Here is a 17,068-nt window from a genome sequence, read left to right on the forward strand (position 1 = left end):
ATATGCCGATAATAGTAAACCTTGATGTAATGATGGCTAAGCGAAAGATATCGCTTAATGAGTTGGCTGAGCGTGTAGGTATCACAGTGAGTAATCTATCCATACTCAAGACCAATAAAGCGAAAGCCATACGCTTTAGTACATTAGAGGCAATCTGTAAAGAATTAGATTGTCAACCAGCTGATATATTAGAATATGTAAATGAAGACTAAGCTAAGCGCTTGGTCTTCTTACTTTAAATAATTACCACTTAACAACTATTATCCCGTAACCACCACTTATCAACAATCCCATAATTGAGATAAAATAATAAACTAGATCTGGATAACCTTGCCAACTAACCTCTTTAATCACATAACTTAACAAACAATAAGCTCCAATAAAAATAAGTGTCATAGCCACTACAGTTACGACATACAAAAGAATACCTATTACTCCTTTTAATCCTATCCATACGATTTCACCTGTAAGGAATTGCACTATAAGCTTACTGAATAAACAGAACAGATGTATCAAACCACTTAGCAGTACAAGCCCTAATATGAATAAGCCCCTATAATTATGCATTAAAACAATATCAGACATACACTCTATTTAGTTTTAATATACTCTACATTTACTCCAATATAGGAACGCTCTCCACTCAAAATAAGGTAAAAGCATGACTACCGACCAGCTGATATATTAGAATATGTAAATGAAGACTAAACTATATCCTTAATCTTATTTTACAACATATTTCTAATCATACTACTAGACACTGAAATCGAAACAAAAAGACTACATACCCCAAATACACAAAAGTATATCCATCTATATCTTTTCTCTCTACAAAGTAAAACACCAAATAATGTTCCAAATGACAGATAGGCAAAAAACAAGACTAAAACAACTGAAAAACTTAAAACAAGATAAAAAACAGACTTTAATATATCAACTCCTTTATATTTTTCAATACTTAATCTATCAATTAAATCTACACATAAAAAAAAGAAGAATACTGACAAAAGTAATGCTAATACAATACTACATATAAACAAGAATTTCTTGTTCTTCAATAAACTTCTTAATATTTCAATATAATGCATACACGTTTTCTTTAATATCTAAGATACTATAAATTCAGTAAACAAAATTAGTCTTGCTACTTTAATATAGAAGCATTACCCTGAATAACAACAATTAACCACCATATAATAGGAACACTCTCTACCCAAAACAAGGTAAAGAACTTGGTGCGTTTGGGAGAAGCATATACAATAAAAAACAGCGTTAATGATACAATCAATAGATTATTCCATGCCTGTATAGGCTGATATCCTACTTTAAAGAATTCAATCACATAAAAAGGAATTAGCAACAATCCTAACAACCATTTGGTATTAGCTATTCCTAACATCTGAGGTAAGGTCTTCAAATACTTATCATCATATTGTAAATCAACGACTTCAAATATCCCAATTAGAATAAATACTAAGATAAAACGCTGTATAAACTTAACTACAATATCCCAACTGATTGGGATATCAGCATTCATCACTGGTACTATAAGCGTTACAGTAGCCCAACACAAACACACTATATAGACCTTTAGCCCAGCGAGATTACGCAAATTACTAACATTACTACTCACAGGTATTGCATAGAGTATCGCCAATACCAAAAGTCCTATGGTTACTAATTGTGCTTTAAGATTTAGTAAAAAGAAACTAACTACTCCTAACACCAAAGCGACAAGACTCATCCCTATTATTACTTTTAGCCGAAAGGTAAATGAATTCTTATGTCTATAAATTACTTCTGCATACTTAATGAAATTATAAGAAAACAATGTTCCACTAAAAGCTAAAAGAGAAACTATTCCATCAAAAGGAAGGTGACAAAAATAAAAAGTCATTTGCACCAAAGCGAATACCGCTAAGGAAACGTGAATACTTCCGTTTAAATAAAGTGCAACTATTCTATTTTTTAACAAATCCATATTACTTATTCCTTCTACTACTGTTATGCTTATTCACTTTTCAAAATTAATCGATATAAATATACAATTGTCAGATTAATGGTTATTTTTGTGTGATTAAACACAACTTTTATTTATTGTCCAAATGAAAACAAACGCATTTGCATTAAGACACATTGGTCCTCGTCCTGAGGACATGGCAGCAATGCTTAAAACAGTGAAAGCTGACAGCATTGATCAATTAATCAACGAAACTTTTCCAGACACTATTCGTCTAAAAGAAGACTTAAATCTTGCTCCAGCTATGACTGAGTATGAGTATTTATCTCATATCCAAGCATTGGGAAACAAGAATAAAATATTCCGTACTTTCATCGGGTTAGGATATAACGAGGCGGTAGTTCCAGCAGCTATTATCCGTAACGTATTTGAAAACCCAGGATGGTACACAGCTTATACTCCTTACCAAGCTGAAGTAGCTCAAGGTCGTTTAGAAGCTTTATTAAACTTCCAAACTACTGTAATCGAACTTTCAGGTATGGAGATTGCAAATGCTTCTCTTCTTGATGAAGCTACTGCTGCTGCTGAAGCAATGATCTTATTATTCGATGTTAGAACAAGAGATCAAAAGAAAAATAATGCTGTTAAGTTCTTCGTATCTGAAGAAATCTTACCACAAACTTTATCTGTATTACAGACTCGTTCTACTCCGTTTGGTGTTGAATTAGTAGTAGGTAACCACGAAGAATTTGACTTCTCAGAAGAGTTCTTTGGAGCTATCTTACAGTACCCAGGTAAACACGGTGTAGTTGCTGACTATGCTGACTTTATCAACCAAGCAAAAGCAAAAGATATTAAAGTAGCTGTAGCTGCTGATATTATGTCATTAGTACTATTAACTCCTCCTGGAGAAATGGGTGCTGACGTAGTAGTAGGTACTACTCAACGTTTTGGTATTCCACTAGGTTTTGGAGGTCCTCACGCTGCTTTCTTCGCCACTAAAGAAGAGTACAAGCGTAGTATGCCAGGTCGTATCATAGGGGTATCTAAAGATGCTGATGATAACTTCGCTCTACGTATGGCTTTACAAACTCGTGAGCAACATATCAAACGTGAAAAAGCGACATCTAATATCTGTACTGCTCAAGTATTATTAGCTGTTATGGCTAGTTTCTACGCAGTATACCACGGACCTAAAGGATTGACTAATATCGCTTCTTTAATCCACGCTAAAGCTGTAACTGTAGCTACTGAATTAGGTAAATTAGGTATTGAGCAAGTTAATGCTAACTTCTTCGACACTATCTTAGTGAAAGCTGATGCTGTTAAAGTAAAAGCTATCGCTGAAGCAAATAATATCAACTTCAACTATATCGATGCGAACACTATCTCTATTTCGTTAAACGAAACAGTAGAGGTAGCTGATGTTAATGCTATCGTGAATGTATTCGCTCAAGTAGTAGGTAAGCCTGCTACAGAAGTTACTGCATTAAGCACTGAAGTGAAATACCAAGCGAAGTTAAAACGTACTTCTAAATTCTTAGAGCACGCTGCATTTAACAGCTACCACTCAGAGACTGAACTAATGCGTTATATCAAAAAACTAGAGCGTAAAGACTTAGCTCTTAACCACTCTATGATCTCTTTAGGTTCATGTACTATGAAACTAAATGCTGCTGCTGAGATGTTGCCTTTGAGTAACGCACAGTGGAACAATGTTCACCCATTCGTTCCTGCTGATCAAGCACAAGGATATTTAGAGATGTTACACGCTTTAGAGCAACAATTAAACGTGATTACTGGTTTTGCTGGTACTACATTACAACCTAACTCTGGTGCTCAAGGAGAGTATGCTGGTCTTATGGCTATCCGTGCTTACCACCACTCTAGAAATGACTTCCAACGTGATATCGCGCTTATTCCTGCATCTGCACACGGTACTAACCCTGCATCTGCGGCTATGGCTGGTATGAAAGTAGTTGTTACTAAAACAACTCCTGAAGGAAACATCGACGTGGCTGACTTAAAAGCTAAAGCTGAACAATATAAAGACAACTTATCTTGTCTTATGGTTACTTACCCATCTACACATGGTGTATATGAGTCTGCTATTATGGAGATTACTCAAATCATTCACGATAACGGAGGACAGGTATATATGGATGGTGCGAATATGAACGCGCAAGTAGCAATCACTAACCCTGCTAATATCGGGGCTGACGTATGTCACTTAAACTTACACAAGACTTTCGCTATCCCTCATGGTGGTGGTGGACCTGGTGTAGGACCTATCTGTGTAGCGAAGCACTTAGTACCTTTCTTGCCAACTAACCCTGTGGTTAAAGTAGGTGGAGAACAAGGTATCACTGCTATCTCTGCTGCTCCTTATGGATCTGCATTAGTGTGTTTAATCTCTTACGGTTATATCACGATGTTAGGTACTGAAGGACTTACTAAAGTAACTCAACAAGCGATCTTAAACGCTAACTACATGAAGTCTCGTCTTGAGGAGCACTATTCTATCCTATATACAGGAGAGAAAGGACGTGCTGCACACGAGATGATCGTTGATGTACGTGAGTTTAAAGAAAAAGGTATTGAAGTAACAGATATCGCTAAGCGTCTTATCGATTACGGTTTCCACGCTCCTACTGTTTCTTTCCCTGTTGCTGGTACTTTAATGATCGAACCAACAGAAAGTGAAAGCAAAGAAGAGCTTGACAAATTCTGTGATGCAATGGCATCTATCCGTCAAGAAATTGAGAATGCAACACTAGATAACCCTGTTAACGAACTTAAGAATGCGCCTCATACATTAGCTTTATTAACAGCTGATAACTGGGATCTTCCTTACTCTAGACAGAAAGCAGCTTACCCTCTTCCATACGTAGCTGAGAACAAGTTATGGCCTACTGTACGTCGTATCGATGACGCTTATGGTGACAGAAACTTAGTGTGTTCTTGTGCTCCTATTGAAGTTTATATGGAGAACTAAGCTTAATCGCTTTAACTATACAGAAAACGCCATCATCACGATGGCGTTTTTTTTATGTCATTCCATTTATACTTTATATCTAATCGAAATATGCTCAGTCTATAAACAACACATCACACTTATCAACAATATTGTTAACAACATTTAAACCTATTATCAACAGTTACAAACAATAAAAACACATTTAAAAACAAACTTATATCCCTATAATACAATTAATTAAAACAAATTAATCTAATATTCACCCACTATTAAACATATAGTTATCAACAATGAATTCTACAATAGCTCCAGTTATAAACAGGGTTATCAACACAGTTACTAACAATAGCATTAATTACTCTAAACTATTCAAATCATAATATCCCTCTTGCTCCTTTATAAAAGTGATTAAGTCTTTATATAGTGGGTTATAACTAAGCACACTAGCGTTACCGATAATAATCATTTGCTCTTTAGCACGTGTTAGTGCTACGTTGAGTTTTCTATCTACAGTCTTATCTTCATTAAAGCTAACGACACTATCTAGTTGCAACACCTCATTGACTGTAAAAGAGTAAATGATAATATCTCGTTGCCCACCCTGAAAGCGTTCTACTGTATCCACTACGATATCATTTGCATTTTCTAATCCACTCTCTTCAAGCTTGTTCTTAATTAGAGCGATCTGATTTTTAAATGGGGCTATAATACCTACCTGTTTACTCAGATCTATATCCTCGCCTTTAGATTGATATAACATCACTATCTTCTGAAGAGCTTTGATAACAAACATTGCTTCACTAGTACTCGTTTTCTTTTGAAGCCCTAGCTCTTGTTCTTCTATATTGATAAATAATACCCTATTATGTCCTAACACATTACCTAACAAATCATTCTCTAAACTCTTAAATGCTAGAGGCACTAACTGTCTGCTCAGTCCTTTTTTTGCTTCAGGAGTCAGATTCTCTAAAGTATACGCTTCTTTCAACCTTCCCTCATAAAAAGCAATATTCGGAAACGCCGCTATCTCTCTATGCATACGTCCTTGATACGTTAGTGTATCGTAGGCATAGTGTAGGTTATGTAGCTCACAGAAGTTATATATACGCTCAAATAGTGAATTGCGTCTATCCTTCAGTCCCATTTGTTCTAAGAGTGGGTTATTCGTTTTAGACAGTACTTCACTCTGTACTACGATAGCAGGCAGTTGTTTATGATCTCCTATCATAATCACTCGTTTGCACTTAGGCAATAAGCCTATGATTTGAGGCTCTAATATCTGAGATGCCTCGTCTATAATTACAGTATCAAACTGCTTTAGCTTAAACACATCATTCTTACCAGACATCGTCGCTACAGTAGATAAGAAAACTCGGTTCTTGCGGATAATATTTGACAATACATTACGAGTAAATTTGCGCCCTGACAACTCTAATGTCTCACTCTCTCTACTGATAATCGTATTTAATAATCTATGCTCATATTTGCTACTACTAGATAGCGGACTACCGATGCGCACATATTTATCTATATTTTCTATATCAACAAGTGCCTCTTCTACAGCACCGCATAGTTCATCTACTGCTTTATTCGTATAAGCTAATAGTAGTATATTTTGCTTTGTATTTGTATATAATTCTTTTACTAGTTCCTTAATGATATGAGAAGTCTTCCCTGTACCCGGAGGACCATTTAGTACATAATAGTCTTCTGTAGATAATGCATTATTAAGTATTCTATTTTGCTCAGTAGATAACGTCGGTTTATAATACCCATAATCTACACCTTGTTTAGGAGGAAGTACATTTAGTATTACATCGCGCTTAGACTTCGGAGCACTCATGAAAGCATACAGACTCCTATACATACTCGTAAATGAAGAATCCATAGAGTCGCGTTCTAATGCCCATCGATTATACTGATTAAAATATGCAATTCTTCTCTGTTTATGTCTAAATACTACTGTCACACTCTCTTTAGTAATCTGCTGTATAGTACACTTAAATATTTGGTGATTAGCTGCTGTATCTTTTTCATCTTTACGAGGATATAAGACACATACATCACCCTTTCTGAAATTGACAAAGTCATCTGATAGCGTACGGTTAAAGCAAATCATCTTCTCATGTTCAGATATTTTATTCTCTCTAATCTCAAGATCACTTAAGATACTATACTTATCCCTCTTCACCTCATCAGAGTCTATCCATAGACTCGCTAAGCCGTGACTTCCCTCTTGATTACCCGCGCCAAGTTTACTGATATACTGCTCCCTTGCGATAAAACTCACAAACGAATAAAAGTAGGTTCGCTCTAAGGATGTACAACGTTCTAATACTTGAGTAAACTCGTTTATCTGCTTATACAGCATGGCCTTAAACTTTGTATTTACATTAGGGTCACGTACTATATACTCCCCCTTTATATAATCAAGTCTTGACGCTATCTTCTCTAGATCATCAGACTTTAAGACTTGTTCATTGATTATAATTTTATTGCGAAGTTCACAGATCTCTTGTACTCTACTTAAGTTAATTCGGTCAGTACGTAGATTACCTGTCCTTGTCTTACTGTAAAAGATAAAACCACTTAGATATTTCTCATTACCGATATCTTTGTAAGGTATGTTATTAACTACAGATAACATCAGATGGTATAAATATAACTGTACAGCGTGATTAGGCTTCACTCCTACACCATCATCAGGATACACAGTTCCTCCTGATTTAAGTTCTACGATCGTTGTCTTTAGATGATCTGTCTTTACGTTATGCAGCAAATCTAGTCGTCCCTGTACACCATATACATTACACATAAAGCTAGGCTCTAGACTTATATCTCCCTCTTTAGTAATTCCGTAATAAACGAACTCCTCTAGATACACTCTTTTGATAGTATTAAAGTGTGTCTCACAGTCTAGTGTATATTGTTTGAAGTTCTTTATATCTAAGATATCTGGGCAAGCGGTATGTTCGAAAGGATAGTTCTCAAAGTGATTAATGAAGACTGTATTAAACAGTACGGTGGATGCATCCTCCGCACCTACCAACTCATCCATCACAGCATTGGCAAAATTCCCTAATAACAAATGCTTATTATTAGGAATCTCATCAAACTTTGACTTGATAAAGCTTAGAGAAGACGTTCCATAGTCTTGAAAACACTCTGCTATAGCAGATACATCTATAAGATAGTCTGGTTCTAGTATAAATATCTTGGGATGGTAAATTTGTTGATTATCTACCCCTATATTGATTAAGTGAAGTGTAGCCCCTGCCCACACCTGATCTATGGTATTAAATGCACTGTTCACCCCTTCTTCCATAATCTGAACTTTGATAGGTATATCATCAGCTGTATCCTCCACCTCACAGATAAGGGTATTCCCCTTTAAGTCGATGACATTCACACGAAGTTTATCGATTACTTGTTCAAACAAGATATGCTTAACCTCTAATCGAAGTATGTTAAATGGAAAGTGTTGTCTATTCTCATCAGGGATGGGAACATCATATATAAATGAGATGAAGTTATTCACATCCATCCAGTAGGTAGCGAAGTATCGATCTAAATCAGCAGAATCATGCTTCCCTAGTTCGTTGCTAATCATCCTAAAGTTATGGATCACACGACTAGCCTTATATTTATTACAAATAAAAGACACACGAGAGAACAGATTAGAGAACTGCACCACCTCATCTTTCGTAACATACTTACATATCTTCTCTAATAACCCTCTTAACAACCTGTATCTAGAACGTGTAGTTACATCCTTACTATTTATGATGTTTACTAGAGAATTAAAGTATAGTGAAGTATGTTTATTATCTAGCATAAGGCAACTGAATTGGGATTTAAAAACTCAAAGATAAACTAGATTTCACAGTTTAAGAAACATCATGTAAATACAAAAAAAAAGAATTGCCTAGCACTAAGACAATTCTTTCTGAATAAAAACATTTAATAACTATGAATAACTTCTAACACCTCATGACAAATATACTTTCCTAAAAGCAAAGACAGTAATAACAATTCAAACTAATAACAGAGATTCATTTTAAAAATCAAACATTAATGAAAATTAAAAACAATTATGAGCAAACTGATAAGTATCATAAAACATACCGTCCTTCTTTAGTAATTTTATACATGCCAATAATTCGTATAATTTTATACAGTTGTTTTTTAACGGAAAGAGAAGTATACGGATATACTTCTCTTTTTTTATTTCTTCACTATAGGTACCTTATTAGATGCTAAAGGTTCATGGTATATCTTATATCCTAGATTATTTACTTCATTTAATAATTGAGGACTCAATGCTTGATCTACTGCTTTTTGATTATAATTATAAGTAACATAATACTTAAATCCCCCCTCATTTATTTTTTCTTCAGCTGCATACCATGCAGGTGACATTTTTTGGACAATTTTGAAGGGCAATCTAAGCTGTACAAAGCTTTTAGGTTTAACAATAACATAATCCTCAACCTTTTTACTTGCTAGTTTATCATTCCATCTTTTTAAAACTCCTTCCGAATCATAATCTCCACTCATTAATGTAGGTTCATCTGAACGCGTCTTTTCATTGTAAACTTTTTGTCGCAAAACATATACTTGATTCTCATATGTACTACCTATACTTGCCGCATAGGCTAACTCTGAAGTATCCCAAGGAAACCAGTATATATCATTAGAATTATTCATAAGCACAATAGTAACCATACTGTTATCAATAATTTTAGAGTCTAAAACCTTAATCTCTATTTTCGGTTTACTAACTTGACCAAACGACATAATAGTACTTAGTAATACTATACAAAAAACAACTAATCTATTCATTCTCAAAACGTATTTTTTAGTTTGCACAATATAATAACAACAAATTATTAACCTTCAAAAAGTATTTATAAATTTTTAAAATAGAATTATTTTAAATAATTAATTGACTAAAAGCATAAAAAACGTTTACTTTCTATCCTAAACAATCACTATTGACGTTCTAATTTTTACAATACCTCAAAAAATAAAACAAATCATTATCATTAACCAAAAGAAAATCATAAGTTTACTCTATAATTAACCAGAAAATGATCCTATGAATATTAAAATAATTAGTTCAGGTAGTTACATTCCTACTAAAGTTATAAATAATACAACCTTTGATCAATTTGACTTTAGGGATGAGCATGGTAATCCTCTAAAAGACAGCAATGCACGAACTGCATATAAACTTCAACAAATAACTGGGATAGAAGAAAGAAGATATGTAGAAGACAATCTTGTAAGTAGCGATATCGCAACTATTGCTTCTGAAAATGCTATTAAAAAAGCTGGTATAGATCGCGAATCACTAGACTACATCATCTTAGCACATAACTTCGGTGATGTAAAACACGGAACAATACAATCAGATAGTGTACCTAGTCTAGCTTCACGCGTAAAACACAATCTTAAGATACAAAACCCTACATGCGTAGCTTTTGATGTGCTATTTGGGTGTCCTGGATGGTTACAAGGTGTAATACAGGCCTACGCATTTATGAAAGCAGGAATGGCTAAACGATGCCTAGTTATTGGAGCAGAAACTTTATCTCGTGTAATAGATCTTCACGATAGAGACTCTATGATTTACGCTGATGGTGCTGGAGCTACTATATTAGAGCTGACTAATGAAGAAGGAGGTATACTTTCGGTCGAATCAGCTAGTTTCACTTTTGATGAAGCAAACTTTATACACTTCGGCAAGTCTTACAACCCTGACTTAGATAAGGACACAAAATACATCAAGATGTTTGGTCGTAAGATATATGAATTTGCTCTTAGTAATGTTCCTTTAGCTATGAAAAACTGCGTAGATAAAAGCGGAATAGATATTACTCGTATAAAAAAGGTTATGATACATCAAGCTAATGAAAAGATGGACGAAGCTATTGTCAAAAGATTCTTTGAATTATATGACATGGCTATGCCCGAAAATATTATGCCGATGAACATACAGAAACTAGGGAATAGCAGTGTGGCTACCTTACCTACTCTATATGACATGATTATTAATAAAAAATTAGAAACTCATAACTTAGAGAAAGGAGATATAGTTCTCTTTGCTTCAGTGGGAGCGGGAATGAATATAAATGCTTTTACTTATCAAGTATAAATCATAAAGGGAGAGCTTTTGCTCTCCCTTTATGATTTATACAGATTCTACTTAATAATCCTCTTTATCTTGCTCCTTTTGTTCACAATACTTACTTAGATAAAACAAGCCTATTCCGCATAGTCCAAGCGCTCCATAACACAAATAACGAATGATTTTATAACTAAAAAAATCAAACAGATCAATAATCAATAACAACGTAGCTATTACTATTATAAACTTCAATAAACGATCTAAATTAATCAAAGTGTTCTATTTTCAATTAAACAAATTACTTCATCGTATCTCCTTTAATCATTTATATGAAAGTTAAAGCAAATAACAATACTACTAAATACACATCAATAGTAATGCCATTTTTACAAAACAATCCTTAATTTAGAAGTTATTCTTTTAAAAACTAATGGCTATACATTGTCTTTACTTTCTTTACAACTCAACACATCAAACATAAGTTGTTTCTACAGTAATAGAGTACTACTTCTAAAAGTAGAATACCCTTACTAAATAAGCAAATTAAAAATCATGCTATTTATTTGATTTTAGTAACTTTGCTCTTCATTCAGATATATGTCAAACCATGAGTAAAGACTTAGAGACAATCAGTGATCACTATAGAGAGAATACAGTAAGTCATTATGCCTTTGATATATCAGACTATCAATGTGGCAAATCACACTTTAATATTAACATACGCAAGTACTGTAACTTTAATACTCCCTATAACAGACGTGATTACTATAAAGTCTGCTTAATCATAGGCGAAGGGGTATTTAAATATGGAGATCACAGAATAGTAATCGATAAACCTGTCTTATTCTTACCTTGCCCAACGATACCTTATGAATGGGAATGCCTAAGCAATCAACAAGAAGGATACTTCTGTTTATTTAACCAAGAATTCCTTGTAGAGCACAGCACGATAGAGTTCTTCAAGAAAACCTCCTTATTCAAAGAATGGAGCAACCCCTTTATTTTCTTAAATGAAGCACAGCAAGAACTTGCCTCTACTTACTTTAAACAGATGTATGAGATGGCGCACAGTGCCTATCCATTAAAGTTTGAGATTATCAGAAACCTCTTAGCACTACTTTTACATCAAGCCTTACAACTTAAGGTAGAAGACATAAAACTAGAAGAATCTACTAGTAGCACTAGGCTGTATAGACAATTCGATGCCTTGCTAAATAAACAATTTCCACTAGACTCACCTGCTTACCCTTTAAATCTAAAGACAGCATCTGACTATGCTACTGCATTAAGTGTACATGTCAATCATCTCAATGCATCTATTAAATTGGCTACAAACAAGACCACAACACAGCTAATAAAAGAACGCTTATTTGACGAAGCGAAGAACCTCCTTAAAAACACCTGTTGGGATATTGCAGAAGTAGGATATACATTAGGATTCGACCAGCCATCCCACTTTAATAACTTCTTTAAAAAACACGCAGGTATTACACCTTTGAAATATAAAAGCCCAATGTAATCAATCTTTGATTTTTGCAATTATCCCTTTGAGATATTTAATTGACAGAATCCTGTATCAACTTACTTTTGCTTCTGAAACAACAATTGTAATTTATGCTAAGAGAAGCAAGCGAACAAAGAAAAAAACTAGCCACCATACTAGCCTTTTGTTCCATTCCCCTATCGGGCTTTGTCACTGATATATACCTACCCTCTTTCCCTGCTATGGCAAAAGGACTAGCTGTATCAGAACAAGATATTCAACTCACGCTTACCTGCTACCTATTAAGCTATGGAATCTCACAGATATTCATAGGTAGTCTATTAGATAACATCGGTCGTTATAAACCGCGTTTAGTAGCCTTACTAATCCTAATTATTACTAATTTAAGCATTACACAGATGGATAGCATATTCTATATCTGTATAATGAGAATAATACAAGGTATGGCTATTTCTACCTTAGTAGTTGCTACACGAGCTATCTTTATTGATATCTATGATGAAACTAAGAGACAGTACTACCTAAGCTATTTTACTATTGTATGGTCATGTGGACCTATATTAGCACCATTCTTAGGTGGATACTTAGAGAAGTTATTTAATTGGCACGCTAACTTCTACTTCCTAGCCATTTATGCAGGTGTACTACTAATCTTGGACCTGTGTATAAGCGGAGAGAGTATTCCTGAGAAGAAGAAATTTAACCTATCAGATACATTAGGTTTATATAAAATGATGCTAAGTGAGAAGCGATTTATGATCGGTACATTGATACTTGGACTTAGTTACTCTATCGTAATGATCTTTAATATCGCAGGACCATTCTTAATAGAAGACACCTTTAAGTTTAACTCTGTTGTTATCGGCTATTGTACACTAGTACTAGGATTCTCATGGATGTTAGGCGGAGTTATTGGCAAAAAAAGAATGCACTTAGATCTAAAACCAAAAGCACTACACCCCTCTTTAGTTCAGGTATCCCTTATTGCCTTACTACTATGCTCTACGCTATGGATAGAAAGTTTACCTATCTTGATCGGATTCTTATTTTTGATACACATCTGTTCAGGTACCTTGTTTAACAACTTCTTTACCTCTACAATGTTGCAGTTCCCAAATAATGCTGGAACAGCAGGTGGATTAATGGGAGGGCTAGTATATGTCTTAACTTCATTTATGACACTGCTAATCTCTTCTACAGGTAAGATAACTTCATCATCAGAACTTGGAACACGTTACCTACTAGTCGCTCTCGCACTGCTAATAGCTATCTTATATAGCATCAAGCTATATAATAAAGAGAAAAATACAGCTGCGGAATAATACTGATTCACTAGCATATAAATAACTAGACACTGCACATTCGCCAACATAGCTATTACAGACTACCAAATTATGGCAGTTGTGAAAGTAAAAATATATTGTCGAATGTGTAGTGCTTCTGTGTTTAAACTAGAAATACCCTTCTTAAAATATTACATTATATATGGAGTAAATAATTCTTATGCTCAAGTAGATTTTATTGAATTACACACTTATTTATCTGTAATTTTGTACTCGTGTTTAGTCATGGAGAACGCTCTCTATCTCTATCTCGTTCAACTTTAAGTGTACCAAGAGTACGTTGTTAGAAATGCAATTAAATAATAAGTTTTTAGGCTTCGCATCTGCTATATTCGCAGCGATGCTATGGGGAGTTTCAGGAGCTTTTGCTCAGTTCCTTTTTAGAGAGAAAGAGTTTAACGCAGAATGGTTAGTGACCGTTCGTCTTCTTATCTCAGGTGTATTAATGTTGTTATTCGGAATCGTTAAGAAGAATCCTGATATAACGAACATTTGGAAAGACAAGAAGTATGCTATACAGCTAGTCTTATTTAGTATCTTAGGGATGCTAACTGTCCAGTACACTTACTTCGTAACGATCTTACACTCTAACGCTGCTACAGCTACTGTGATACAGTATACTGGCCCAGTATTTATAGCCATCTATCTTGCCTTAAGACTAAAGAAATGGCCTAAACCTATAGAGTTCTTAGCTATCGCTATGGCGATGTTAGGTACATTCTTACTTGTTACTCATGGTGACATTAACACACTAAACATCACACCTACAGCACTATCTTGGGGTATTGCTTCTGCCATTGCTCTGGCAGTTTATACACTGATGCCTGTACACTTGTTAGATAGATATAGCCCCATCGCTATTATAGGATGGAGTATGCTGATAGCAGGGATAGCGATGAGTATCATACACCCTCCTCATAAACTAGAAGGTATATGGGATAGAGATACTTACCTAGCAGTGCTATTTATCATCTTCTTAGGAACATTAATCCCGTTCTATATCTTCCTAATGGCAATTAAGAATATCGGTCCACAACGTGCGAGTCTTCTAGCTTGCGCAGAGCCTCTATCAGCCACATTAATAGCAGTAATGTACTTCGGTGTCAACTTTGAATTAATGGATTACTTAGGAAGCCTGTGTATTATAGCTACGATATTTCTTCTAACGAAGATTAAGAAGAAAGTTATTCCAGAGAATTAAAAACATAAAATATAAGCCACGCGATGTCTCTCACAAGGAACATCGCGTTGTTGCTTTTAACCCCTTCTAATTTATACACCTTATTGGGCTAATATGCAATGTTGACTCAAGACTAGAGCAAATCTGTCATTGACAGAATTACCTCAACACTTCTTTAAGGTTTCTCCACATATAAGCCCTTTAGCTGTACTAATCTTGAAGCAGTGTTGAGCCACTGTTGAAATAATGAACTTACAGTTAAACCTAGAATATCTAATAGACATATAACCTATAAACGAAAAAACAACAACACAAAAAGGTCTTAATTATTGATTTTTAGCACAATATAATTAAAGAATAATGATGTAGAATTGTATCTAATATATAGCTAATACTGTTTTGCGTTTATACAAAAACCATTGGCTAGCATTTCACTACAGCCCAAACTTGTGAAGTAATTTATCTAACATTGCCTTTACTCCTGCTACCCAATTAGTTTTAAATACAATGATAAAGTTAAGTACTATAACTAAACCTACCTTTACAATCAAGTCTATCAGCGTATGTGAACTAGCAGGGATAAAGAATACAACTACTCCAAACACAAGCATTAATAAGAATAATAGAAAGAAGTTCTTATCAAATGGCCACAACTTCATCTTCTGATAGATATAATAGGTCTTAGCTACATTAAACAATGTTAGAGATAACAATGATGCTAATCCTACACCGAATATCCCCAAATCTGTATAGGCAAGTAAAACATAGTTTAGTACAACATTTAAAACCATCAGGCTCAAAATAGAGACAAGGTTAAAACGATAATACTTAGAATAGGAAATAATCTCTGTACTAAAGCCCGTCGACATATTAATCACTACATTAATTCCCAATAAGTATATAATAGGAATAGAGGGAGCTAGCTTATCATACGTTGGCAATAGTTTAAAAAGTGGATCTATACCAACTGCAACACAGCTAAACAAGAGCATCCCAATAAAGAATAGATTACGAGCGACTTCTTTATATTTCATATTTAACGTACGCAACTCTGCTCTCTTAATCAAATCTGAAATAATAGGTGCGTATAAAGCAAATACCCCTGTAGCAGGTATAGCTAGCGTCGAAGCTAATGTAACCCCTATATTATATGTCCCATTTGCTTCATACGAGATAAAGTAAGGGATCATTAGAGAGTCTACTCTAAACGCAAAGAAAGAACCAAAACTTCCTGCAAAAGCAAACAGACTATAAGCATAGTACTCCTTCTTCCCTACATAAGCAAACAAGTCTTCATACTTCCAATGCCAACTGTATTTAAAGTGCTTATGTATATAAATACCGATAACGATAGCTATGATATAATAAGCTATAATATAATACCACACAGCCTGATCTACTGAAAAGCTTGTATAGATCACCATTACAAACACAGTGGGTAAAGCTATCTTAGGAATTATCTTCTCAAAGAAGGTAGGAAACGATATACGTTGTAAGTTGGTTGCTTGTCTTCTAAAGAGTTCGATATATGCCATTGATATCGCTAATATGAACCCCATAATAACGTATTTCATCTCTGCTCCCTGGTATACAAAAGAACCTGCGAAGAGCAGTAACCCAACCCCTATCGTTAATTTGGACATAGAGAGCAGGCTAAAACTAAAGAGTTTACCCTTCAGGCGCTCACTAAGTTTAGGATAAAAGTTAATCAACGCATGCGTACTTCCTAATACAATAACCGGGAACATAATCTGCGCACATGCATCTACAAAACGGATAATACCAAGCAATTCTTTGTCTTGAGGATAGACTAATACAGTCGACACCACACCTATCAATACACCAATGTAGTTGATAAGAGTAAAAAGGAATGCCTGTTTAGTAGATATTTTGTCCTGCATACTAATGCGTAACTCTGTTAATCAAATACAAATATACTTGCTATTAAGTGCTTAACTACTATTTTTTTTAAAT

Annotated in this window: 11 protein-coding genes; 6 read left to right on the top strand and 5 right to left on the bottom strand. The window is 34.6% G+C overall.

Annotated elements, in window-relative coordinates:
• The first annotated feature begins 2 nt into the window (after positions 1-2).
• The gene (locus LNQ81_RS03025) at positions 3-212 is read left to right on the top strand and encodes a helix-turn-helix domain-containing protein (RefSeq protein ID WP_006259555.1); all 210 of its coding nucleotides are present in this window, start codon (positions 3-5) and stop codon (positions 210-212) included.
• 31 nt (positions 213-243) lie between these two features.
• Here LNQ81_RS03025 and LNQ81_RS03030 read toward each other — a convergent pair whose 3' ends face one another.
• Together LNQ81_RS03030 and LNQ81_RS03035 are read right to left on the bottom strand one after the other, a co-directional pair.
• Entirely contained in the window at positions 244-585 is a 342-nt protein-coding gene (locus LNQ81_RS03030; RefSeq protein ID WP_229944703.1) for a hypothetical protein, read from the bottom strand.
• Between the two features lie 559 nt (positions 586-1,144).
• On the bottom strand, positions 1,145-1,981 hold the full coding sequence (locus LNQ81_RS03035) for a UbiA prenyltransferase family protein (protein ID WP_229944704.1): 837 nt from the start codon (positions 1,979-1,981) through the stop codon (positions 1,145-1,147).
• A gap of 124 nt (positions 1,982-2,105) precedes the next feature.
• Here LNQ81_RS03035 and gcvP point away from each other — a divergent pair, with 124 nt between their 5' ends.
• The gene (gene gcvP, locus LNQ81_RS03040) at positions 2,106-4,955 is read left to right on the top strand and encodes an aminomethyl-transferring glycine dehydrogenase (protein ID WP_229944705.1); all 2,850 of its coding nucleotides are present in this window, start codon (positions 2,106-2,108) and stop codon (positions 4,953-4,955) included.
• A gap of 337 nt (positions 4,956-5,292) precedes the next feature.
• Here the strand turns inward: gcvP and LNQ81_RS03045 are convergent, their stop codons facing one another.
• Positions 5,293-8,772 (bottom strand): AAA domain-containing protein, encoded by a 3,480-nt coding sequence (locus LNQ81_RS03045; RefSeq protein ID WP_229944706.1) that lies wholly within the window; start codon positions 8,770-8,772, stop codon positions 5,293-5,295.
• A gap of 389 nt (positions 8,773-9,161) precedes the next feature.
• Positions 9,162-9,779 (bottom strand): hypothetical protein, encoded by a 618-nt coding sequence (locus tag LNQ81_RS03050; protein WP_229944707.1) that lies wholly within the window; start codon positions 9,777-9,779, stop codon positions 9,162-9,164.
• Between the two features lie 256 nt (positions 9,780-10,035).
• Here LNQ81_RS03050 and LNQ81_RS03055 point away from each other — a divergent pair, with 256 nt between their 5' ends.
• From LNQ81_RS03055 to LNQ81_RS03070, 4 genes are all read left to right on the top strand, one after another.
• Positions 10,036-11,094 (top strand): 3-oxoacyl-ACP synthase III family protein, encoded by a 1,059-nt coding sequence (locus LNQ81_RS03055; protein ID WP_229944708.1) that lies wholly within the window; start codon positions 10,036-10,038, stop codon positions 11,092-11,094.
• A gap of 580 nt (positions 11,095-11,674) precedes the next feature.
• Entirely contained in the window at positions 11,675-12,586 is a 912-nt protein-coding gene (locus LNQ81_RS03060) for a helix-turn-helix domain-containing protein (RefSeq protein ID WP_229944709.1), read from the top strand.
• A 95-nt stretch (positions 12,587-12,681) separates the two neighbouring features.
• Entirely contained in the window at positions 12,682-13,893 is a 1,212-nt protein-coding gene (locus LNQ81_RS03065; RefSeq protein WP_229944710.1) for an MFS transporter, read from the top strand.
• Positions 13,894-14,203: 310 nt separating this feature from the next.
• On the top strand, positions 14,204-15,115 hold the full coding sequence (locus LNQ81_RS03070; protein WP_229944711.1) for a DMT family transporter: 912 nt from the start codon (positions 14,204-14,206) through the stop codon (positions 15,113-15,115).
• Between the two features lie 413 nt (positions 15,116-15,528).
• Here the strand turns inward: LNQ81_RS03070 and LNQ81_RS03075 are convergent, their stop codons facing one another.
• Positions 15,529-16,995, bottom strand: coding sequence for a lipopolysaccharide biosynthesis protein (locus LNQ81_RS03075; protein WP_229944712.1), 1,467 nt, complete (start codon positions 16,993-16,995; stop codon positions 15,529-15,531).
• Positions 16,996-17,068: the final 73 nt, after the last annotated feature.

Origin of the sequence: Myroides oncorhynchi (assembly GCF_020905415.1) — a bacterium.
GTDB lineage: Bacteria > Bacteroidota > Bacteroidia > Flavobacteriales > Flavobacteriaceae > Flavobacterium > Flavobacterium oncorhynchi_A.

What these genes read in the sequence shown, in the direction of transcription:
- LNQ81_RS03025 (WP_006259555.1), top strand. Translation starts at nt 3, where the DNA reads ATGCCGATAATAGTAAACCTTGATGTAATGATGGCTAAGCGAAAGATA.
- LNQ81_RS03030 (WP_229944703.1), bottom strand. Translation starts at nt 585, where the DNA reads ATGTCTGATATTGTTTTAATGCATAATTATAGGGGCTTATTCATATTA.
- LNQ81_RS03035 (WP_229944704.1), bottom strand. Translation starts at nt 1,981, where the DNA reads ATGGATTTGTTAAAAAATAGAATAGTTGCACTTTATTTAAACGGAAGT.
- gcvP (WP_229944705.1), top strand. Translation starts at nt 2,106, where the DNA reads ATGAAAACAAACGCATTTGCATTAAGACACATTGGTCCTCGTCCTGAG.
- LNQ81_RS03045 (WP_229944706.1), bottom strand. Translation starts at nt 8,772, where the DNA reads ATGCTAGATAATAAACATACTTCACTATACTTTAATTCTCTAGTAAAC.
- LNQ81_RS03050 (WP_229944707.1), bottom strand. Translation starts at nt 9,779, where the DNA reads ATGAATAGATTAGTTGTTTTTTGTATAGTATTACTAAGTACTATTATG.
- LNQ81_RS03055 (WP_229944708.1), top strand. Translation starts at nt 10,036, where the DNA reads ATGAATATTAAAATAATTAGTTCAGGTAGTTACATTCCTACTAAAGTT.
- LNQ81_RS03060 (WP_229944709.1), top strand. Translation starts at nt 11,675, where the DNA reads ATGAGTAAAGACTTAGAGACAATCAGTGATCACTATAGAGAGAATACA.
- LNQ81_RS03065 (WP_229944710.1), top strand. Translation starts at nt 12,682, where the DNA reads ATGCTAAGAGAAGCAAGCGAACAAAGAAAAAAACTAGCCACCATACTA.
- LNQ81_RS03070 (WP_229944711.1), top strand. Translation starts at nt 14,204, where the DNA reads ATGCAATTAAATAATAAGTTTTTAGGCTTCGCATCTGCTATATTCGCA.
- LNQ81_RS03075 (WP_229944712.1), bottom strand. Translation starts at nt 16,995, where the DNA reads ATGCAGGACAAAATATCTACTAAACAGGCATTCCTTTTTACTCTTATC.